This window comes from Streptomyces lushanensis (assembly GCF_001700515.1).
Classification (GTDB): domain Bacteria; phylum Actinomycetota; class Actinomycetes; order Streptomycetales; family Streptomycetaceae; genus Streptomyces; species Streptomyces lushanensis.
The window spans coordinates 1-20,094 of record NZ_MAUD01000053.1; the positions used below are offsets into that span (position 1 = coordinate 1).

Genomic DNA, 20,094 nt, shown 5'->3' on the forward strand with positions numbered 1-20,094 from the left:
GGGACGGCTTTCGACAGGCGGTTTCTCCGGGGCGGAATGGGACGGAGGCGACGGCGTCCCTCAGGGGGCGCTGCGCAGCACCTGGACCGTACCGGCCAGCTCCGGGGTGGAGCCCGCGGTATTCAGCGCCGCGCTGAGGACCTCGGAGTAGGTACCGCGCGCGTCGGCGTAGCGCTGCCTGCCTTCGTCGGTGATGACGGCGTACACACCGCGTTTGTCGTCGGGACAGAGGTCCCGGAACGCGAAGCCGGCCGAGAAGAGCCGGCCGACCAGCCGGGTCGCCGAGCTCTGCCCGAGCCCGACCCGGTCGGCGAGTTCCTGCATGCGCAGCTCGCCGCCCTTGGCCCGTACGAGACACTCCAGGGCGCGGAACTCGGAGAGCCCCACTCCGTGCTTGCGTTGCAGGGCCTGGGTGAGCTGACGCTCCACATGCGCGTGCAGGGTGAGGACTCTCCCCCACACGGCCTGGTCGGACGAGGCGGCCGGCACGTAGGAAATCGTGGTCATGGGGCAGCTTCCTCTCAGGCAGCGGTTGACACCAAGATACATGCTCATGCAAACTCTATCCGCTCCCTTGATTCTTCCATCGAGCCCCATGGAAACAAACAATATGCACGTACAAGCAAGTTTTTTCGTGACCGGTACCTCGGCACCCCCTGCCGACGGTTCCTCTGTCAGGGGCCGGGCCCGGGGCTCCGCCCGTCTGTGGGCCTCCCTGCTCGTCCCCCTCGCCCCGATCACCGACGGTGTCATTCCACTCCGTCCCACCACGGTCTGAGTCAGGGAGCGAAGATGTCCCATCCCGAGATGTCAGAGAGCGAGCTGACCGAGTACGTCCGTGAGGCGGTACAGATCAGCCGCGAGCACGTCGCCAAGGGCGGCATCCCGTTCTCCGGCATGGTGGTCAACGACAACCGCGTCCTCGGTGTCGGCTTCAATCGCGTACGCGAGGACAACGACCCCACCGCGCACGCCGAGGTGGTCGCGCTGCGTGAGGCCGCCGCCAAACACGGGCTGCACGCCGTCGCCGGGGCCACGCTGATCGCCTCCGGCGAGCCCTGCGCCCTGTGCTACATGGCCTCGTTGTACTTCAACGTCAGCGATGTCGTCCACGCGGCCGACCGCAGGACGGCCGCACGATACGGCTTCGACTACTCAGGGTCGTACTCGATCTTCGCCGAGGACCCGGTGGCCTGGCCGATCAAGGTCACCTCGCTGCAGATCCCGGAAGGGACGAAGCCGTTCGAAGAGTACGTCGCCCTGAACCGGAGGCGGATGTGACCGAGATGGAAACCAGCAAAGTCGGCATCAAAGTCTGGTCGGACTATGTCTGTCCGTTCTGCATGCTTGCCGAGACCCCACTGCACGAGGCCACCCGCGACCTCGACGTCGAGATCGAGTGGATGCCGTTCGAGCTGCGGCCTCACCCGACCCCGACGTTACGGCCGGAGGACGAGTACCTGCCGGCGATCTGGGCCCGTTCGGTCTATCCGATGGCCCGTCAGATGAAGGTGGACATCAGCCTTCCCACCGTCTCACCACAGCCCTACACCCGGCTGGCGTTCGAGGGCTACCAGTACGCGGCCGAGCACGGCAAGGCCGCGGAATACACTCCGCGTGTGCTGCGGGCCTTCTTCCAGGAGAACCGGCACATCGGCCGGCTGGACGTCCTCACCGACATCGCATCCGAACTGGGCCTCGACGAAGCCGGTTTCACCGAGGCACTGACGGCCGGGGCCTACACCGAGACCCACCAGGAAGCGCTGCGGACCGCCAAGGCGTACCGCATCTCCGTCGCCCCCACGATCATCATCGGCGAACGCCATCGCATAGAAGGTGTCCCCGCCGTGGCCGAGATCCGCAAGGCCGTGCTCGACACCCAGGCGGAACGGGCGGTCGCCGGGGGTACCGCCTGCGGACCCGGCGGGTGCTGACATGACACGCGTGCCGGATGCCCGACGTCTCCGCGCGTCCGGCAGGTGTGCCGTGACAGCGGTGTGATCGCGCCCCGCCGCGACCGGGTTCGCGGTGCCCGGCCCGCGCAACCGCCTGACGGCGGCACCGACGCCCCGGGGCGGCGCCGGCTGTTCCCGGTCCGGACCATCCCGGCTCCTCCCGAGGTCTCGTTGGACCACCTCTTCGCCGTGCCCACCACCGTTCACGCGGTACGGCGGACCCCACGGCGGCCGGCCCCGCAAACGCCGGCCTCCACCGAACGAAAGGACTTCCCATGCAGTGGCTCTACCTCGCCATCGCAGTCGTCTTCGAGATCGCCGTCGCCATCGCGGCCGGCAAGGCCGAAGGCTTCAAGAACCGCAAGTGGACCATTGTGACCCTGGTCAGCGGTGCCATCGGGACCTACTTCCTCAGCAAGGCGCTGCTGACCTTCGACGTCGGCGTCGGATACGCGATCTGGACGTCCATTTCCGGTATCGGCATCACCCTTCTCGGAGCGCTCTTCTTCGGCCAGCGCCTGAACTGGCGCAAGGCGATCGGCATCGCCGCCATCATCATCGGGGTCGTCGGCCTCCAGCTCAGTGGCGCCGCCTGAGGATCCCGCCGTCCCCCGCCCCCTCTTCCCGAAAGGACCCGCGCACATGTCCAACACCGGCCGCTCCTCAGCCAACTCCTGGCTCATGCTCCTCCTCGCCGGAGGTTTCGAAGTCGGCTACGCGCTCTCCGTCGGCGGAAGCCACGGCTTCACTCGCCTGTCGTGGTCGCTGGTCGCTGTCGTCTTCTTCCTTCTGACGCTCTGGGCACTGAGCGTCGCACTACGCACCATCGACGTCGGTATCGGCTACGCCGTCTGGGCGGGAATCGGGGCGGCCGGTGCCGCGCTGCTGAGTCCCGTCTTCTTCGACGAGGTGCTCACCCCGGCCCAGGCCCTGTGGCTGGGCCTCATCATCGTCGGAGTGGTCTGGCTCAAGCTCGCCGACAAACCGCAGAGCGCCAAGAAGCCCGTCGAGACGCCGCGGGGCGCCGAGGGCATCGACGCCAGGCTGTAGGAAACCCGAGGTACGGAACGCCGGGGAGAGTTCGGCCCGAGTCCGCCGGACCACCGTCCATGACGACGGCCCGGGCCACGTCATTGATCCGGGGCTGCCCGCGGTCGGGGGCATGGTCAGGGTCCGAGCCTCCCAGCGAGTGCCGACCGAGCAGGATTTCGGTGTGACACACTCGTCGGCAAACAAAAGGGCGAGTCATCGGGCCGTTTCTGCCGGCCCGGCAGGTCCGGCCCGTATCCCGTGCGGCTGCGCGAGCAGTTCGAGGGATGGTCCGGCGGTTCCGCACAGGCAGCCAGGAAACGCCTCAGAAGCACACTCTTTGCCGTGGACAACAGGGTGCGGGCGGCGTCCCGGTCGGTCGTCGAGTCCTCGACCCGCCCGGGCCGCCGCCGCTGGTGACGGTTCCGCGGGCGTGCGGGTGCGGACGTGGTCCGCGAGGGCCGGCCGTGGAGCCTGCCTGCCGCGGACCGTCGGCAAGACCCTCACGATCGCCGAACGCCGGCCGCGAACCGGACTCGCCGTCCCGCACCGCCGCGAGCGCGGCCAGGGTGAACCGCCGGGCGGACAAGAGAAACACAACAAGTCCCCCACACGGGCCCGCGCCCGCGCCGAGCACGTCCTCGCCCGTATGAAGACCCGCAAACCCCTCCGCGACTGCCGCCTCAAAGGCGCGCCAACAGCGCATCCGCGACACCGCCCGCTCCGCTGTCGATCGAGCCCCTGTCGCGGGCCCTGGATGGCTGACATGGGTCGCCCACGCACACCCGGGACCATAACTATGGTGTCCCCCCATATGGGCCCTTGACCTGGGCATTCCTACGGTGTGGCGACACAACAACCGTCCCCCGCCGTGGTCCCGGCCTGCTGGGACCGGGTCCTGTCCGTGGCGGCCCACCGGCGCACGAACGTGACCATGCGACAAGGCAGGCCGGCGCCCCCTTCCGCTCCGCGCGGGCGGACAGGCCGACCGGAACTGACAGGCTTCTACCTTCGGACATCATGTTGCCCGCCGCTGTGCGCGTGGCGGGCAAGGGCGACGCGCAGCAGGACGGTAACCGTGGCCGCGAGCAGACCCCAGGTCTGGGTCTGCAGCACGATCCGCCAGGTAGTCGCGTCCGGCACGAGGTTGCAGTACTCGGTGGCGTCGAATCCCCAGTGCACGCAGCCGAAGTGGTCACGGCTGACCATCAGCACGAGATGTGTGACGGCCCCGGTGATCGCGGCCGCCAGGATGGAGTGCAGGATCCGGAGCTCCCGGGCCGTCGTCCGGGTGCGTCGCTCCACGACCAGCGCCACCACCACCTGTGTGAGACCGGCGAGTGCGAGCCCGTGCAGGAAGTGGGTCGGCAGCAGAATCCCGGGTGCGAACAGGGCGCTCAGCAGATGTGCGGACCAGCAGACGACGGCGGCGACTCCGGAGACCCACACAGCGGTGCGCACGGCGACGCCCGGCCCCGGTTCAGGAGGAGGAGGCAGCCAGTCACCGGGCGCCGCTCCGAGGACAAGTCGGTGCGGGGGCCGCGAGGTGGTCCGGCCGGCCATCGTCCCTCCGAGCATCGGGAGCAGCGCGACCGAGACCAGCAGACCGATCATGACCAGGGGTGGCACGAGAAGACCCGGTTGGACGACGGCACCGATGAAGAGTCTGGCGACGCCGGGGAAGGGCCGGAACAGATCGCTCGCCGCCAGCGCCTCGGACCAGGTGGACAGTTGCAGAAGGTAGCTGAGCCAGAGGTCGAGCAGGAGAACCAGAGCACCGACCGTCCCCAGCATCACCGTCCGGCGATGTTCTCCGGAGACGACGACGGGTGCCCAGGCCCGCGCAGTGCCGGCCATCCACAGTGCGGCGAGATACCCACCGGCCATGAGCAGCAGCGCGGATACGAGCATCGTGGACAGGGGTATCTCGATGGCCGAGCCGAGCGATGCCGCGTACGACTCGGAACCGAACGTCCCGAGGACGAGCCCGACACCCAGGTGGGCGCCGACGGCGTGCGCGTGGTCCCACGGGCGGCCCGTCAGACAGGCGGCCAACTCGGCGCGCCAGATCCCGAGGGCCAGTCCGGCGCCGAGGATGAGCGCTATGGGGAGCAGGGCGAGCGGGCCGTAACGACTGGTTCCGGAGAGGTCGGCGACAAGGCCGGTGACCGGCTCGTAAGAGAGTGTGGCGGCCACGCCGAGCGCCAGGGCGATGCGCGGACCGAACCCGAAGAGCCGAGCGGGGTCGGCCAGGGCCTGAAGCCGTGCCGCTGGGGTGGGATGGGTTCCCGTCAGCTCCTCCGTCTCCTTCGTCTCGTTCCCCGTCCCGGTCCCGTCTGCCGGAGTGGCCGCGCGGGAGAGTACGGAGGTGAGTCCGGCCGCGCCGTCGGGCGCGAGCGCAGCCCTCGCGTCGGCGTGCAGTTCACGGCTGCGGAGAACGGAATTACGGGCGAGGGGTACGAGCACGCCGAGCAGGAGTAACTGCCAGGCGGCGAGCAAGTAGAAGGGGAGCGGGCCCGCGACCGTGGGGGTCAGGAGCGGGACGAACGGCAACCCGATGACACCCGGAATGAGAATTCCCCAGAGGAAAACCCGCCAGGCCGAATCGGTGAGGAAGGCGATGTCGACATCGCGGTTGCGCAGATGCGCCAATTCGTGGAGGACGATCGCACGGTAGGCGGTTCGGTCCTCGTCGTACAGCTGGAGCAATCCGCGGCTAAGCATGACACGGCGCCCGCCCGGCCGGCCGAAAGCGAGTCCGGTCATGGTTGGATCCAGCAGGTTGACGACGAATTCGACGGGCTCCTCAACGTCCGCAGCCGTACGCAACTCCGCCAGTTCCCGGGCTTGCTCGGGTCGCCGGTCGGCAGGAAAGGCGATCAGTCGACGCCGACGCATCCGCAGCGCGGGCCGGAACCAGTAGAGGATCAGCACGACGGCCCAGAAAAAGAACAGGGATGCCAGATTCGGCACAACGGATTCGAGAGCGGAAGGGCCACCGCACAGCTCCCGCCACTCCCCGGACGGCGGGGTGGGGCGGCCTGCGTCCATGTCGGCGATGAAGCCGAAGGCGCAGGAGCGGAAAGCCTGCGGATCCACCCTGTCGAGTTCGATGAAGAGCCGACTGATATACGGGACGCCTCCGCTCATGGCCGCGCCCGACATGGCGATGACCAGCAGCCCGAAACGCAGAGTCGTCCCGGAAGGCACGGCGAAGGGATTCGGCCGGACCGCAGAACCGGTCGTCATTCCGGCGCGGGACCGGCGCCGGGACCGAAGCTCTGGGCGTCCGTCCGGCCCGCAGCACCGATCAGCCCGCCAACGATGGCGTCCGCGAGAAGCTCGGCCCGCTCGGTGGGAAGACCAAGGGCCGTGGCACGGGAAAGGGCGATCTCCCTCAGCCGCCGCAGTTCCTCCGGCGACAGGGCAGCCAGCACGGCGCCCGCGCCGACCGCGTCGGGGTCGGTGGTCCCTGCGGACACGGGATCAGCGTCGGAATGGGGGCTGGTTCCCGTCGGCGACCGGCGCCACCGGAACCAGCGTGAGACCTGCGGGCGTATCCGCTTCCCCGCCGCGTCCACGGCTTGGAGCGACAGGTGCTTCACCACTTCGACCGACGCCGCGAGCGCCACGCCGGTGACAAGGACACCGACGGTCTCGATCCCCATGCCCAAAGGCTCCGTGCGGCCCGGCACACCGGAGGCGGCTTTTCGCACAGCGAAAAAGGCGGCACTCGTCTCCTCGAAGAGATCGAGTTCGCCCGGAGCCACCTCTGCGACCGCGCTGCGGGCGAGGCGGACCGGCAGATCGTCACGACTCATGAGTTGAGCGTCACAGAAGGCTTCGAAGCCGTCAACGACGCCTGTTGCAGGTTCTGTTGAGCGAGCGCCCGTGCGGGAGACATCATCTCCTGGGTGTGGCGCCGGCCCGGTGGGACTCGCTGCATGACACAGGGGTGCTGTACACAGCGATCGTTGCTGGTCTTGTCGCACCGTCCGTCATCACGAGCGCCGCCTGGCCGATCGCCGATCATCCGCAGGCGGCCCCAACCGGGCCGCGGGATCCCCTGCGTGCCGACAGGGCCGCCTCGATCTCGGTGGCGGTCCGGTCTCCGCCTCCGGATCCTGCTTGAGCGGTGGAGCTGTGGCCACCGAATTCGCCACACGGGAGCCCGTCAAAGATCAGCTGGCACCGCGACCACGGGCGGAGGTTGTCCCATGGCCGGTGTGTGTCTGGGGGCCGGTGTCGAAGTAGTGATCGACGTTGTAACGGGGGGTCTTCAGTCCCCAGTCGTAGTAGCCGCGCTGCATGGAACACATGGCCGCGAGGAATCGGATGAGTTGCGGACTGGCCCAGGTGGCCACCTGGGCCTCCGTCGAGATGTACCCCTCGATCTCCAGGTTGTGCAGTCGGGCGGTCTCCTCGAGGGCGGCCTGCTCGTCCAGTCCGTCGTGTTGCATCAGGGCGTTGGGAAGGTTGAGAGGCCGGGGACTTTCGATCTCGCTCTCCTTGCCGTAGGAGAACACGTCATCGCACCAGGAAGTGATGTTGCTGTTGTACCTGCGCAGGTCGCGGACCGCGGGATGCTCGTACTCATCGGATGGGACTTCGTAACCGGCGGCGATGTCCTGGAGGGCGAGGCCGATCGAGTTTCCGCACGTCATGCGCCGTCCGATGGCGTATTCCCCGGGGGAGGGTGTTGTGGAGCGGGCGTGATGGCCGGCCTCCCACAGCGTGCCGAGAAAGTAGTAGTCCCACCCCGCGACGACACGCATGTACTGGGTGGGGCTGGACCGGTCGGCGATGGAGCGGAAAAGGTCGTTTCCGGCATCGGCGAGGCGGTGGCACATGTCCCTGTCGGCGGTGTCCAGGCCGGCGGTGACGGCGCGGGCGAGACCATCGGCGGCTGTCACACTGCCCCTTTCCATGATCTCGCGCATCCAGGCGTGGAACGCGGCCAGTTTGGCCAGGTTCCGGCCGAGGGCTCCGGTGTCGCAGACGGAGTCGTCGACAACGAAGATCCAGCCGTAGAGATTCGCCACCATACGCAGCCCCGCGGCATCGGCCTTCGGATATTCACGGCCGACGAGTTCGGCGAAGCGGGTGGCCCGGAAGGCCCTCTCCCGGTCGGGGTCCACCAGCAGGCCGTGACCGGTCAGCCAGTCGATCATCTCGTTCTCGGCCTGGTCGACCTCCGGGTGGATCTCTGGCGGGAAGGGGTGGTAATGGAGATAGGGGAGCCGCGGTTTTGCGGGAGTGGCGGTCATCTGCTTCTGCCTTTCACCGGGTGTGAGCCACCGGTCTCGTTCGGGGCGTCGCTGCACGGCTGTGTCCGTGTGCTCAGGTGTCCGTCGGGGTCAGAGGCCGTAGTTGCGGGCGCGGTGGCCGTACCAGGTCAGCGCGGTGTCGAGATCCGCCTTGCTGAAGGCGGGCCAGGGTGTGGGGCAGAAGTAGTACTCGGCGTAGGTGCTCTGCCAGGGCATGAAGCCGGAGAGGCGTTGTTCGCCCGCGGTGCGGATGACCAGGTCGGGATCGGGCTGGCCGGCGGTGTCCAGATGCCGGCTGATGTCGTCGGGGCCGAAGCGCTGGACCAGGTGGTCGAGGGTGCCTGCCTTCTGGTGGGTGATGATCAGGGCCTTGACGCTGCGGACGATTTCGTCGCGTCCGCCGTAGGCGATGGCGAGGTTGATCACCGGTCGGTCGAGTCGGCGGGTCTGCTCCGCGGCGGCGTCCAGCGTTCGGGTGACCTGCGGTGGCAGGCGGTGGGGGGTGCCGAGGTAGCGGACGCGCCACTGGCGGGTGTCCGCGATGGCCTGGGTGGTCTCGACGATGACCTGGAGTATTCCGTTGACTTCGGTGGCGGGGCGGTGGAGGTTTTCGGTGGACAGCGGCCACAGGGTGAGGGTGGTGAGTCCGGGGATGTCCTGGCACCAGGTGAGAAAGTCAAGAACATGCTCGCCGCCGCGCCGGAAACCGTGCAGGGGTGTCTGTCCCTGGGCGTGGGCCCAGCGCCGGTTGCCGTCGAGGATCACGGCCAGATGTCGCGGGGTGGACTCCCGGTCCGCTGCCCGGTGGCCGCGCTCCTGGTGGGAGGGCGTATTGGTGAGGGACGTCATATCCCCTCCTGGGAGATTGTCGGTCGACGATGTGCGGGCTGCTGATGTACGGGGGCGAGGGCGGCTTCGTCCAAGCGCCGGTAGCCGGTGCGGTTGCGGAAGCCGTTGACGAGCACCGGCCCGGCCCCGGTGGCGATCTGCTGGTTGGCTGTCCGAGCGTTCCGGGCGGCGCAACAGGGGGCCGCCGCACCGGGGCGGAGAGATGCGACGGAGACCCGTCGAGGAAGGGTTGCGCCACCGTCGTCAGGCGGTGGCTCGACCCCTCCGGCCACGGCATGGCCGGAGGGGTGACCCCACAGGCGGAGAAGGTTGTGGCCGCGGCACGCACGCGCATGACGGAGCTCGGGCGACGGGACTACCCCTGCGCGGCGGTGGGGGTGAGGACGCGTTCGGCGGTGATGGCCAGGTAGTTGAGGACGTTGCTGCGGTGCCCGTTGAGGAACGGGGTCTCGACGCCGGTGCGCAGGTCGCAGTGGGTGCGCAGCTCCCAGTACGGGATGGCGTCCTGGGTCAGGTCGGTGACCTTGATGGGGGCGAGGCCGTTGGCGGCGAGGGCCCGGAAGTAGGTGCTGCGAGGGTGTATGTGGCACACGTAGTGTTCGTCGATGGCCTTCACCTCGGGCGTGTCGAGGGCGACGGCGTCGTTGGCGCACCAGGTCGTCAGGACGTACCGGCCGCCGGGCTCCAGGACGCGGGCGAATTCCGCGAACAGCTCGAAGAGGTCGACGTACATGGTCGCCTCGTTGGTGACGACGTACTGGAACGAGGCGTCCGGGAAGGGGGTGGCGACCATGTTGGCGTGGTGGAACCGTACGGACGGCGCTGAGCCGCGGCGCTCGGCGAGGTCACGGGCGAAGTCGATGTGGTGCGTGCAGAAGTTGACGCCGTCGACCGCGCAGCCGAAGGCGTCGTGGACGGCGAAGGAGGTGCCGCCCCGTCCGGAGCCGGCGTCCAGCACGCGGGCGGTGGCGGGGACGGTGCCGAGGCCGTCGAGGATGAGGGCGACCTGGTCGTTCTCCATGCGGTGCATCTCCTCCAGGATGAGCCGGTCGCGGTGTTCGGCGGGCGCGTCGAGGACGGAGCGGTCGAAGTCGCCGGTGGCGAAGTGGTGGTGGTAGAGGTTGTCGGCCTGGCCGAGGAGCAGGTTGATCGGGTCGTTCTGCTTCGCTGTCCAGTACTCGTGCAGACGGTGCTCGTAGTCGTTGCGCACGATGTTCTGGGGGGCTTCGCTTCGAAGGTCCATGAGTTCGTCTCCGATGGGTGTGGGCTGGGACAGTGCTTCTTCTGTGGTGGTGTCAGGCTGTGCGGGTGACGATGAGGCGGAAGAGGGTCGCCAGGTCGTCCTTCGTCGGACTCGGTACATCGGTGCGCTCCAGTTCTTCGAGGGCGATGCCGAGTTGGTCCCTGACGAGTTGTTCGGAGAAGGCGCGGCCCCCGGCCTCTTCGATCAGGCGGGCGGTGCGGGTCACGTCCCACGGCCGGCCGGTCGGGTCGGTGAGCAGCGCGGCGGTCTCGTTCCCGGCCGGGGTGCCGGAGCGGACAGCCGCCAGGACGGGCAGGGTGGCCTTGCGCCGGCGCAGGTCGCTGAAGGCGGGCTTGCCGGTGACGGCGGGATCGCCCCAGATGTCCTCCACGTCGTTGGCGGCCTGCCAGGCGAGGGCCGCCGCGAGGCACGCGGACCGGAGTCCTTCGACGAGATGGTCGCTGCCTGATGCGAGGGTCGCTCCGATCTCGGCGGAGCCGGCGAGGAGCATGCCGGTCTTGCCGGCGCTCATGCGGAGGTAGTCGTCGATCGTGGTGAGGCGGGAGGGGTCGAGGTCGTCGGCCTGGCCGTCGCAGATGGCGGCGGAGCAGTCCAGGAGCGTGGCGAGGGCCCGGTGGCCGGCTTCGGTCCGGACGGCGGTCAGTGTCCGGGCCGCCGCTGTCGCGAGGGCGTCGCCCGCCAGGATGGCGAGGTCGGTGCCGAAGACGGCCCAGGCGGTGGGGCGGCCCCGGCGCAGGGTGTCCTTGTCGAGGATGTCGTCGTGGAGCAGCGTGTAGTTGTGCAGCAGCTCGACAGCGACGGCGCCGGCCACCGCCGTCGGGTCCCGGGAAGTGTCCCCGGCCGCCTCGGCGGCCAGCAGGGTGATCGCGGCCCGCACCATCTTGCTCGGTACGGCTCCGGACACGGGGGCGCCGTCGCGGTCACACCAGCCGAAGTGGTACGCGCACACACGGGACAGGGACGGGTGGAGATCGGCGACGGCCGCGCGCAGCGGCGGGATCGTGAGTGCGCGGGTCCGGGCAAGGACGGCGTCCGGGGACCGCGTCAAGGGGCGCGTCATTCATGCCTCGCTCTTCAGGCGTCCAGCACGGTGATCGCCCGGCGAAGAGTGCTGTGGCATCGCGTGTCGGTCGGTCGCCCGGGTGTCGGGACTGGTTTCCCACTTCTGCGGGGCGTGGAAGAAACCGGTTGACGCGCTTCGGCCGACGATCAGGGTGTACATGTCCTGCGCTTCCTCGGGTTCAGGTGTTCCTGGTGATCACGGACTCGGCCAGACGTCGCAGTTCCGCGACGGCGACGGACGCCAGGCAGGGCGTCGTGAGGGCGCACAGCGCCTGCTCGTACCTTTCGCGCAGCGCGCGTTCCACGGCGGCGACGGCGCCGGTGCTGGTGAGGATCTCCCGGATGGTGCGGGCACCGGTCCCGTCGAGTGCGCTGTCGCCCAGGAGGGACGTGAGAGTCCGGGCCTCGGCCGGGGTGGCGTGCTGGAGGGCGGTGGCGACGAGGACCGTGTGTTTGGCCGTACGGAGGTCGTCCGTGATGGACTTGCCGGTGCGTTCGGGGTCGCCGAAGACGCCGAGCATGTCGTCGCGGAGTTGGTACGCCTCGCCCAGCGGGAACGCGTAGGCGGACAGGGCCCTCAGCTGCTCCGCGCTGGCGCCAGCGAGTGCGGCACCGAGCCGCAGCGGGTGCTCGACGGTGTACCGCACTGCTTTGTGGCGGATGATGCGCCAGGCGGAACGAGTGTCCGCGCTGGGGCGTCCGGTGGCGGTCAGGTCCAGGTACTGGCCCACTATGGCCTCGGTGCGCAGGGCGTTCAGCAGTGGCCAGGCGACGGACCGTTGCTCCGGGGTCAGGTCCCCCACGCCGTTGAGGAGGAGCAGGTCGGAGGTCCAGCACAGGACGAGGTCACCGAGGAGGATCGCAGTGCCGGCCCCGATGGCTGCGGCGTCGGGGTGGTCCGCATGGCGGTCGGTGAGGACGCGGTGTGCGGTGGGCCGGCCGTGGCGGGTGTCGGAGCCGTCCATGATGTCGTCGTGGATCATGGCGAAGGCGTGGAAGAGTTCGAGTGACGCGGCGACGCGGAGCACGGCCGTAGGCGGTGGGTTGTCGCTGACGGCCTGCCAGCCGATGACGCACAGAGTGGGCCTGATCCGCTTGCCTCCGGAGTCGAGGAGGGCGCGCAGCAAGTCGGTGAAGACACTCAGTTCCGGCAGTTCGGTGGCTTCCTGTTCGCGCTCGTCGAGGAAGTCGTGGATGAGGGCGTCGGTCGTGGCACGGATGGTGGCGGCGTCCATGGGCAACGGTGTCGCCGGGCGGGTGGTCATGGCGTGTCCTCACCATCGTTGTGTTCGTCGGGGGTGTCCGCGCCCGACGTCATCCGCGTGGTCTCGGCGAGCCACGGGGCCTCGTCGAGCAGCGTTCCGACGATCTTGTGTTCGGGGACGGTGGTAATGACCTGGCCCTTGCGGAAGATCCGGCCCTTGCCGTTGCCGCAGGAGACGCCGGTACGGCGGCGCTCCGGAGTGCGAGGGAGGACGGGAAGGCCGAGGTCGGTGGTCATCGTGTCCCGCCATCTTGTTCGGGCTGTTCGGGCTGCCGGGTGTGGTGCGGGAGCCCGGCACGGGCCCGGAGCACGCCATGGACGATGCCCCGGCTGTCGAGGCCCGCCGCGCCGAGCAGGCCGGCGCGGGTGGCGTGGGGCAGGAAGTGGTGCGGCAGACCCAGGGCACGGGTGGGCACGGTGCTTCCGGTGTCGGTGAGTGCCTGGGCGACGGCCGTTCCCATGCCGCCGCAGCGGATACCGTCCTCAACAGTGACGACCAGGCGGTGGCCTGCGGCGAGTTCGGTGAGCTGGTGGGGGACGGGCAGGGCCCAGCGGGGGTCGGCGACGGTGCATCCGATGCCCCGGTGGTCGAGATAGGCGGCGGCTTCAAGGGCCGCTGCGGCGAGCGGGCCTGCGGCGACGAGCAGGACGTCCCGGACTCCGGAGCGGAGGAGGACATCGACGGGGCCGTGCCGCTCCAGGGCCTCGATGTCGTCCCCGGCCGGGCCTTTCGGGAAGCGCAGGGCGGTGGGTCCCGTGCTGTGCGTCACGGCCTCGGCGAGCAGTTCGCGTAGTTGTGCGGAGTCGCGGGGAGCGGCCACCCGCAGGCCGGGGACGGTGCTGAGGACGGCCAGGTCCCATACGCCGTGGTGCGAGGGACCGTCGGGGCCGGTGATGCCGGCCCGGTCCAGGACGAGGGTGACCGGCATCCGGTGCAGGGCCACATCCATCAGGACCTGGTCGTAGGCACGGTTCAGGAAGGTCGCGTAGATCGCCACCACCGGGTGGAAGCCCTCCATCGCCAGCCCGGCCGCCGACGTCACCGCGTGCTGCTCGGCGATCCCGACGTCGAACACCCGGTCCGGGAACTTCTCCCGCATGGCGTGCAGGCCGGTCGGCCGCAGCATCGACGCGGTGACGGCCACCACCTCAGGGTGTCCGGCCGCCACCGACACCAACTCGGACGCGAACACACCCGTCCACGACCGCCCCGAGCCCCCAGCCGGTGTGGTGGGGCGGCCGGTGGACGGATCGACGACACCGACCGCGTGCAGGCGGTCCGCCTCGTCCCCCTCAGCCGGTACGTAGCCCCGGCCCTTGACCGTCACCACATGCACGACCACAGGACGGGCCATCGCCCGTGCACGGCACAGCGCGTCCTCCACGGCCGCCGTGTCATGGCCGTCGACGGGACCGACATAGCCGAGACCCAGATCAGTGAACATGTTCCGCTGCGCCGGGTGCACCTGATGCTCCGCTGTTCCGGTTCCATGGCGGTTCAGCCCGCTCAGATGTCCGGCGAGAGCACCGGTCGTAGGGGCGTAGGAGCGGCCGTTGTCGTTGAGGACCACGATCACCGGACGGGAGCGGGCGGCGCCGAGGTTGTTCAGGCCCTCCCAGGCCAGTCCGCCGGTGAGGGCGCCGTCGCCGACGACGGCCACCACCGCACGATCGCTCTCCCCCCTGAGGGCTCGTGCTTTCGCGAGGCCGTCAGCGTAGGAGAGGGCGGTGGAGGCATGGGAGTTCTCCACCAGGTCGTGGGGCGACTCGGCCCGGGACGGATACCCCGACATGCCTCCGGCCTGCCGCAGCGATCCGAAATCCTCGCCGCGGCCGGTCAGCAGTTTGTGGACGTACGCCTGGTGACCGGTGTCGAAGACGATCGCGTCCTTCGGGGAGTCGAAGACCCGGTGCAGCGCGACGGTCAGCTCCACCACGCCCAGGTTCGGCCCCAGATGACCGCCCGTCGCGCACACCGCGTCGACCAGGAACGCCCTGATCTGCGCGGCCAGCTCGCCCAGCCGTTCCCCGGGCACGGCCCGCAGGGCGGCGGGGCTGCCGGCCTGCGCCAGCAGCGGGAAGCGGGCGAGGTGTGCGCGGGTGGCGCTCATCGGTTCTTCCTCACTGCGGCAGGCGGCGCGAAGTGGGTGTCCTCGGTGGCGGTGATCCGTTCCCGCACGGTGAGGGGCCCCAGACCGGCCAGCGCCGAGAGGGTCTCCTGGACCAGGGCGGGCGGAGCGGACGCCCCGGCGCTGAGCCCTACCGTGGCCACGTCCCGCAGCCAGGCCGGCCGGACACGGGAGCAGTCCTCGATCAGATGGGCCGGTGTGCCCGCCTTGCGGGCCAGCTCCACGAGCCGCACCGAGTTGGAGGAGTTCTCCGACCCGAGGACCAGGACGAGGTCCGCGTGCGCGGTGACGGCTTCCAGGGCGTGCTGGCGGTTGGTGGTGGCGTAGCAGATGTCCTCCGAGCCCGGACCGCGCGCCTGGGGGAAACGTTCCTTGAGCGCGGCGATCGTCGCCCGCGTCTCGTCCACGGCAAGCGTGGTCTGCGTCAGGTACGTGACCTTCGACGGGTCCGGCAGATCCAGGCCGGCGACGTCCTGCGCACTGCCGACGACCACGGTGGCGTCGGGGGCCTCGCCATAGGTGCCCTCGACCTCCTCGTGACCGGCGTGCCCGATCAGGACGATGCTGCTGCCGCGCTCGGCGAACCGGCGCGCCTCCGCGTGGACCTTCGTCACCAGCGGACACGTCGCGTCCACCACCTTCAGGTTCCGGCGGGCCGCCTCCGCGCGGACCTGCGGGGAGACACCGTGCGCGGAGAACACCACCAGGGACCCCGCGGGAACCTCGTCCAGCTCCTCCACGAACACCGCCCCGCGCCGCGCCAGACCGGCGATGACGTGCGTGTTGTGGACGATCTGCTTCCGCACGAACACCCGCCGCCCACCAGGCCCGCGCTGCTGCTCCTGCTCAAGGAGTGCCTCGACGACCTCGATCGCCCGCTCCACCCCGGCACAGAACGACCGCGGGGACGCCAGCAGGACCGTCCTGGGCCCCGTGATCCGCGCCCACGAGTCCACGGCCGCCTCCACCACCGGTCGCAGGCCCGCCTCGGAAGCCGCCACTGCCACGGCCACACCACCAGAACCCTCCGCGCCAACGGCTTCTTCGGCCCGGTCAGTGCTCACGGCGGCGCGGGCGACAGCGGCCTGGAGACCACTGCCCGACCCTTCCTCCAGCAGCCGGACCGCACCCGTGACCACCTGATGACCCGCGGCGCCGAGCGCTCCCGCGACCATCGGTGCGGCCGAGCAGGCCATGACACGCCCGTCGGGCCACACCAACTCGTCAGCCACCAGCACATGACCGACGGGTAATGCCGGCGCCGGGGCGGCGGCGTACCAGGACACAGAAGACCGCGACATGACTGTTCACCTCGCTTGCAGCACGGGAGATCGGCGCCGGCAGTTCTTCACTGCCGAGGAGGACCGCGCGAACGGGGGTCGCCCCCTATCGCGCGCCGGGATTGAGGGACCGATCCAGGCGGGTACCTCTTTTTCAGTACATCCCCGAAGTCCCGCCCCGTGTAGGGAGTTCGGGGCGCGGATGTGCTGCGCGTGCTGCGACCGTGCGCCCTTGTGAAAGGCGCTGTGCCCAGGTCACTTCGGCCAGGGCTGGAAACAGGGAGGAGCGGTGTCCTCCCAGCGGCCGAACACACAGCCCACGAGCCACCTCCACGTAGGACACCGTCTCAGGCAGCACCAAGTCAGCACGGGAGAGGTGAGAACAGGTGATGACATGGGCCTTTGGCCAGCACCGAACCAGCATGGGATCCAGCACCGCATCGGCAAATCGTTTGGAGTTGCGCATTCTTGACGCCGTCCGCTCCGCCCTCGGCGGAGTCCCTGGCGTCGGCCCCTGAGTGCAGACATGGGTCGCCCACGCACACCCGGAACCATAACTATGGTGTCCCACCACATGGGCCCTTGACCTGGGCATTCCTACGGTGTGGCGACACAACAACCGTCCCCGGACCCGCTCGGAAGTGGTGACCATGGCTGCCTCGGCATCCGCTCCCCCAACGCCCAGCTCACTCAAGCGCATCGTCGCCGCGAGTCTCATCGGCACGACCATCGAGTGGTACGACTTCTTCCTGTACGGCTCCGCCGCCGCTCTTGTCTTCAACAAGCTGTTCTTTCCCGACTCCGATCCGCTGGTCGGGACGCTGCTGTCCTTCCTCACCTATGCCGTCGGCTTCGCCGCACGACCCGTCGGCGCTCTGGTCTTCGGGCACTTCGGCGACCGGCTCGGGCGTAAGAAGCTGCTCGTGCTGAGTCTGCTGATGATGGGAGGCGCGACCTTCGCCATCGGGCTGATGCCCACGCACGCCACCATCGGTACGGCCGCTCCCGTACTGCTGACCGTGCTGCGGCTGATCCAGGGGTTCGCGCTCGGTGGCGAGTGGGGCGGGGCCGTCCTGCTGGTGTCGGAGCACGGGGACGCCGAACGGCGCGGTTTCTGGGCCTCGTGGCCGCAGACCGGCGCGCCGGCCGGGCAGTTGCTCGCCACCGGTGTGCTCTCGGCGCTCACCGCGCTGCTCTCGGACGCCGCCTTCACCTCATGGGGCTGGCGCATACCGTTCCTGCTCTCCGGTGTGCTGGTGCTCGTCGGTCTGTGGATCCGGCTCTCCGTCGACGAATCCCCGGTCTTCAAGGCGGCGTTGGCCCAGGCCGAACAGCGCAAGGCCGGCGCGGACGCGGCAGAGAAGATGCCGATCGTCTCCGTTCTGCGGCACCACTGGCGGGACGTGCTGGTGGCCATGGGCGCGCGGATGGCCGAGAACATCAGCTACTACGTGATCACCGCCTTCATCCTGGTGTACGCGACGACCGCCGTCGAGGTGAGCAAGCAGACCGCGCTCAACGCCGTGCTCATCGGCTCCGCCGTGCATTTCGCGGTGATCCCGGCATGGGGCGCGCTGTCGGACCGTATCGGCCGCCGGCCGGTGTATCTGATCGGCGCGGTCGGCGTCGGGGCCTGGATGTTCCCCTTCTTCTCGCTGATCGACACCGCGAGCTTCGGCAACATACTGCTGGCCGTGACGGTCGGGCTCGTGCTGCACGGGGCGATGTACGCGCCGCAGGCGGCCTTCTTCTCGGAGATGTTCGCGACCCGGATGCGGTACTCGGGGGCGTCGATCGGCGCGCAGTTCGCCTCGGTGGCGGCGGGTGCGCCCGCACCGCTCATCGCGACGGCGCTGCTCGCCGACTACGACAGCTCGGCGCCGATCTCCCTGTATGTCATCGCCGCCGCGCTGATCACCGTCGTGGCGATCCTCTGCGCACGGGAGACCCGGCAGCGCGACCTCACGGATGTCGACGCCGCGCCGGACGCCAGGAAGGTGCCGACGCCGCGCCGGGCCGAGACCGCGTCCGTACGTACCCCGCGCTCCTGACTCCGCCGCGCGGAGGGACGGAGATACGGAGAGGGCGGATCATGGCCGCCGGGCCGCCGCCGTCGTGCGGTGAACACGCCGTTCACCGCACGACGGCGGCGGCCATCGTGTGCAGACGCAGCGCGAGCTGGATCTCCAGGGCCCGCGCCGGCGACTGCCAGTCGGGACCGAGCAGCCGGCCGACCCGTTCGAGCCGCTGGGCGACGGTGTTGACATGGACGTGCAGCGCGTCCTTCGTACGTGCCGGGCTCATGCCGCAGGCGAAGTACGCACCGAGGGTGCGGACCAGTTCCGTACCCCGGCGCCGGTCGTAGTCCACGACCTCGCCGATGGTCCGCTGGACGAAGCCCTCGATGTCACGGGTGTCGGCGAGCAGCAGTCCGAGGAAGCCCAGATCCTGGGCGGCGGCGCCGTCGCCCGAGCGGCCGAGCAGCCGCAGCGCGTCCAGACAGCGCCTCGCCTCCGCGTACGCCTCGGCTATCGCGCTCGGCCGCGCGGCGGGCGACCGCACGACGGCGGAGGCGCCGATCGTGACGGGCTCGCGCAGCGCCCCGCCGAGCTGCGCCGCCGTACGACGGGCGAGGCCCGCCGCCGTGTCGCCGGACGCGAGTGGCAGCAGCAGGACCGTGCCCCCGTCACGGGTGGCTGCCAGTCCCTGCCCGGTGGCGGCGAGATGCGACGCTGCGGACCACAGCCGGCGCCGGTCGGCCGTCTCCCGTTCCGTCGTGTCGGGCGCGGGACCGTCGATCCTGGCGGCCAGCACCACATGCGGGGCGTCGAGATCCGCGCCGAGCCGGACGGCCCGTTCGCGCAGGAGCCGCGGATCACGGTCCGGCGCGTCGAGGAGGTCGTCCAGCAGCTCGCCGCGCACGCGCTGTTCGGCCTCGCCCGCCGAGCGTCGGGCGAGCAGCAGCAGCGAGGTCACCATGGCGGCCCGCTCCAGGGTGCGCTGGTCGACGGGATCCAGCCCGGGATGGCCGCGCAGGACGAGCGCGCCCAGCAGCTCGCCGCCGGCCGAGACGGCGACGCCCCAGACCTGGTCGTGGCACTTGGCGCGACCGTCGGTCCCGGTCAGTTCCAGAGCGGCCACGGAGACCGAGCCGGGGCCCGCGAACTCCACCGTGCCGTCCAGCACCTCGGACAGCGCGCTCGCCACGTCATGCACCCCGCCGCCGCGCAGCACGAGCTCGGTGAGCCGGTCGTGCACGTCCGAGGCGCGTTCGATGACCGCGCTGTGCTCCTTGATGATCTCGTTGGCCTTCTCCAGCTCCGCGAGCGCGGAACGGGTCTCTCCCAGCAGATTCGCGGTGTCGATCGCGACCGCGGCGTGTGCGGCGAACGAGCCCAGCAGGGCGATCTGTTCACGCTCGAAGACCCGGGCTCGGCGGTCGGCCGCGAAGAGCACCCCGATGACCTGGCTGCCGAGCATCAGCGGAACACCGAGGATGGCGACCAGCCCTTCGTCGCGCACACCGGAGTCGATGGCTCTGGTGTGCTGGAAGCGCGGATCGTCGAAATAGCTGTCGGTGACATAGGGACGCGCGGTCTGGGCGACGAGCCCGCCGAGCCCCTCGCCCATGCCCAGCCTGAGCTGCTGGAAGCGGGCCGAGACCGATCCGTCCGTGACACGCATATAGGTGTCGCCCGCGGACGGGTCGTTGAGACAGAGATACGCGACCTCCGTGCCCAGCAGCGAACGGGCGCGCTGCACGATCGCCCGGAGCACCGCGTCGAGATCGCGCAGACCCGCCAGGTCGTGCGCGGTCTCGAAGAGCGCCGACAGCTCGGCCTCCCGGCGCCGCCGCTCCGCCAGCTCCGCCCGCACGCGCAGGGCGAGCCGCTTGGCGTGCTCCAGCTCGGCGAGCGTCTCGGCCCCCGCGCCGTCGGCGCGGGCGAGCAGCGCGGGCCGGTCGTAAGCCTCCGCCGCGGCGCCGCGGGCGAGGA

General features: G+C 69.9%; 17 protein-coding genes and 1 pseudogene. 6 read left to right on the forward strand and 12 right to left on the reverse strand.

What is annotated here, in order from left to right:
* Nucleotides 1–60 precede the first annotated feature (60 nt).
* Nucleotides 61–507, reverse strand: a complete 447-nt coding sequence (locus BFF77_RS04490; RefSeq protein ID WP_066943996.1) for a MarR family winged helix-turn-helix transcriptional regulator — start codon at nt 505–507, stop codon at nt 61–63.
* A 285-nt stretch (nt 508–792) separates the two neighbouring features.
* Here BFF77_RS04490 and BFF77_RS04495 point away from each other — a divergent pair, with 285 nt between their 5' ends.
* The 5 genes and pseudogenes from BFF77_RS04495 to BFF77_RS36580 form a co-directional block, all read left to right on the forward strand.
* Nucleotides 793–1,281, forward strand: a complete 489-nt coding sequence (locus BFF77_RS04495) for a nucleoside deaminase (RefSeq protein WP_066943998.1) — start codon at nt 793–795, stop codon at nt 1,279–1,281.
* Nucleotides 1,282–1,286: 5 nt separating this feature from the next.
* The gene (locus BFF77_RS04500) at nt 1,287–1,934 is read left to right on the forward strand and encodes a DsbA family oxidoreductase (RefSeq protein ID WP_066944026.1); all 648 of its coding nucleotides are present in this window, start codon (nt 1,287–1,289) and stop codon (nt 1,932–1,934) included.
* A gap of 296 nt (nt 1,935–2,230) precedes the next feature.
* Nucleotides 2,231–2,551: a DMT family transporter gene (locus BFF77_RS04505; RefSeq protein ID WP_066944000.1), complete on the forward strand. Its 321-nt coding sequence runs from the start codon at nt 2,231–2,233 to the stop codon at nt 2,549–2,551.
* A gap of 46 nt (nt 2,552–2,597) precedes the next feature.
* The gene (locus BFF77_RS04510) at nt 2,598–3,005 is read left to right on the forward strand and encodes a DMT family transporter (RefSeq protein WP_066944002.1); all 408 of its coding nucleotides are present in this window, start codon (nt 2,598–2,600) and stop codon (nt 3,003–3,005) included.
* A 469-nt stretch (nt 3,006–3,474) separates the two neighbouring features.
* Nucleotides 3,475–3,690: pseudogene (locus BFF77_RS36580) on the forward strand (IS5/IS1182 family transposase); the annotation flags it as partial.
* Nucleotides 3,691–3,989: 299 nt separating this feature from the next.
* On the opposite strand, the gene BFF77_RS04515 reads toward BFF77_RS36580, so the two are convergent.
* The 10 genes from BFF77_RS04515 to ispH all read right to left on the reverse strand — a co-directional run bounded on the left by BFF77_RS04515 (nt 3,990) and on the right by ispH (nt 16,120).
* The gene (locus BFF77_RS04515; protein ID WP_066944004.1) at nt 3,990–6,233 is read right to left on the reverse strand and encodes a M56 family metallopeptidase; all 2,244 of its coding nucleotides are present in this window, start codon (nt 6,231–6,233) and stop codon (nt 3,990–3,992) included.
* Nucleotides 6,230–6,805 carry a hypothetical protein gene (locus BFF77_RS04520; RefSeq protein ID WP_141698356.1) on the reverse strand — a complete coding sequence of 192 codons (576 nt, stop codon included), beginning with the start codon at nt 6,803–6,805 and terminating at the stop codon, nt 6,230–6,232. The genes BFF77_RS04515 and BFF77_RS04520 overlap by 4 nt, the downstream gene beginning before the upstream one ends.
* Nucleotides 6,806–7,165: 360 nt before the next feature.
* On the reverse strand, nt 7,166–8,251 hold the full coding sequence (locus BFF77_RS04525; RefSeq protein WP_066944008.1) for a terpene synthase family protein: 1,086 nt from the start codon (nt 8,249–8,251) through the stop codon (nt 7,166–7,168).
* 90 nt (nt 8,252–8,341) lie between these two features.
* On the reverse strand, nt 8,342–9,100 hold the full coding sequence (gene uppS, locus BFF77_RS04530) for a polyprenyl diphosphate synthase (protein ID WP_066944010.1): 759 nt from the start codon (nt 9,098–9,100) through the stop codon (nt 8,342–8,344).
* 355 nt (nt 9,101–9,455) lie between these two features.
* The gene (locus BFF77_RS04535) at nt 9,456–10,343 is read right to left on the reverse strand and encodes an SAM-dependent methyltransferase (RefSeq protein WP_066944012.1); all 888 of its coding nucleotides are present in this window, start codon (nt 10,341–10,343) and stop codon (nt 9,456–9,458) included.
* Between the two features lie 52 nt (nt 10,344–10,395).
* Entirely contained in the window at nt 10,396–11,412 is a 1,017-nt protein-coding gene (locus tag BFF77_RS04540) for a polyprenyl synthetase family protein (RefSeq protein WP_169922608.1), read from the reverse strand.
* 193 nt (nt 11,413–11,605) lie between these two features.
* Entirely contained in the window at nt 11,606–12,691 is a 1,086-nt protein-coding gene (locus tag BFF77_RS04545) for a polyprenyl synthetase family protein (protein WP_066944016.1), read from the reverse strand.
* Nucleotides 12,688–12,927, reverse strand: a complete 240-nt coding sequence (locus BFF77_RS04550; RefSeq protein WP_066944018.1) for a hypothetical protein — start codon at nt 12,925–12,927, stop codon at nt 12,688–12,690. Before BFF77_RS04550 ends, BFF77_RS04545 begins: the two co-directional genes overlap by 4 nt.
* Nucleotides 12,924–14,801: a 1-deoxy-D-xylulose-5-phosphate synthase gene (locus tag BFF77_RS04555; protein WP_066944020.1), complete on the reverse strand. Its 1,878-nt coding sequence runs from the start codon at nt 14,799–14,801 to the stop codon at nt 12,924–12,926. Before BFF77_RS04555 ends, BFF77_RS04550 begins: the two co-directional genes overlap by 4 nt.
* Nucleotides 14,798–16,120, reverse strand: coding sequence for a 4-hydroxy-3-methylbut-2-enyl diphosphate reductase (ispH, locus tag BFF77_RS04560; protein WP_066944022.1), 1,323 nt, complete (start codon nt 16,118–16,120; stop codon nt 14,798–14,800). Before ispH ends, BFF77_RS04555 begins: the two co-directional genes overlap by 4 nt.
* Nucleotides 16,121–16,749: 629 nt before the next feature.
* On the opposite strand from ispH, the gene BFF77_RS04565 reads away from it, so the two are divergent.
* Complete coding sequence (locus tag BFF77_RS04565) at nt 16,750–18,150, forward strand: MFS transporter (RefSeq protein ID WP_066944028.1); 1,401 nt, start codon at nt 16,750–16,752, stop codon at nt 18,148–18,150.
* 82 nt (nt 18,151–18,232) lie between these two features.
* Here the strand turns inward: BFF77_RS04565 and BFF77_RS04570 are convergent.
* The coding region (locus BFF77_RS04570) for a helix-turn-helix domain-containing protein (RefSeq protein WP_066944024.1) at nt 18,233–20,094 on the reverse strand (1,862 nt) is incomplete at its 5' end.

Excerpts from the sequence above, each read along its gene's own strand:
- BFF77_RS04490 (WP_066943996.1), bottom strand. The coding sequence starts at position 507 with ATGACCACGATTTCCTACGTGCCGGCCGCCTCGTCCGACCAGGCCGTG.
- BFF77_RS04495 (WP_066943998.1), top strand. The coding sequence starts at position 793 with ATGTCCCATCCCGAGATGTCAGAGAGCGAGCTGACCGAGTACGTCCGT.
- BFF77_RS04500 (WP_066944026.1), top strand. The coding sequence starts at position 1,287 with ATGGAAACCAGCAAAGTCGGCATCAAAGTCTGGTCGGACTATGTCTGT.
- BFF77_RS04505 (WP_066944000.1), top strand. The coding sequence starts at position 2,231 with ATGCAGTGGCTCTACCTCGCCATCGCAGTCGTCTTCGAGATCGCCGTC.
- BFF77_RS04510 (WP_066944002.1), top strand. The coding sequence starts at position 2,598 with ATGTCCAACACCGGCCGCTCCTCAGCCAACTCCTGGCTCATGCTCCTC.
- BFF77_RS04515 (WP_066944004.1), bottom strand. The coding sequence starts at position 6,233 with ATGACGACCGGTTCTGCGGTCCGGCCGAATCCCTTCGCCGTGCCTTCC.
- BFF77_RS04520 (WP_141698356.1), bottom strand. The coding sequence starts at position 6,805 with ATGAGTCGTGACGATCTGCCGGTCCGCCTCGCCCGCAGCGCGGTCGCA.
- BFF77_RS04525 (WP_066944008.1), bottom strand. The coding sequence starts at position 8,251 with ATGACCGCCACTCCCGCAAAACCGCGGCTCCCCTATCTCCATTACCAC.
- uppS (WP_066944010.1), bottom strand. The coding sequence starts at position 9,100 with ATGACGTCCCTCACCAATACGCCCTCCCACCAGGAGCGCGGCCACCGG.
- BFF77_RS04535 (WP_066944012.1), bottom strand. The coding sequence starts at position 10,343 with ATGGACCTTCGAAGCGAAGCCCCCCAGAACATCGTGCGCAACGACTAC.
- BFF77_RS04545 (WP_066944016.1), bottom strand. The coding sequence starts at position 12,691 with ATGACCACCCGCCCGGCGACACCGTTGCCCATGGACGCCGCCACCATC.
- BFF77_RS04550 (WP_066944018.1), bottom strand. The coding sequence starts at position 12,927 with ATGACCACCGACCTCGGCCTTCCCGTCCTCCCTCGCACTCCGGAGCGC.
- BFF77_RS04555 (WP_066944020.1), bottom strand. The coding sequence starts at position 14,801 with ATGAGCGCCACCCGCGCACACCTCGCCCGCTTCCCGCTGCTGGCGCAG.
- ispH (WP_066944022.1), bottom strand. The coding sequence starts at position 16,120 with ATGTCGCGGTCTTCTGTGTCCTGGTACGCCGCCGCCCCGGCGCCGGCA.
- BFF77_RS04565 (WP_066944028.1), top strand. The coding sequence starts at position 16,750 with ATGGCTGCCTCGGCATCCGCTCCCCCAACGCCCAGCTCACTCAAGCGC.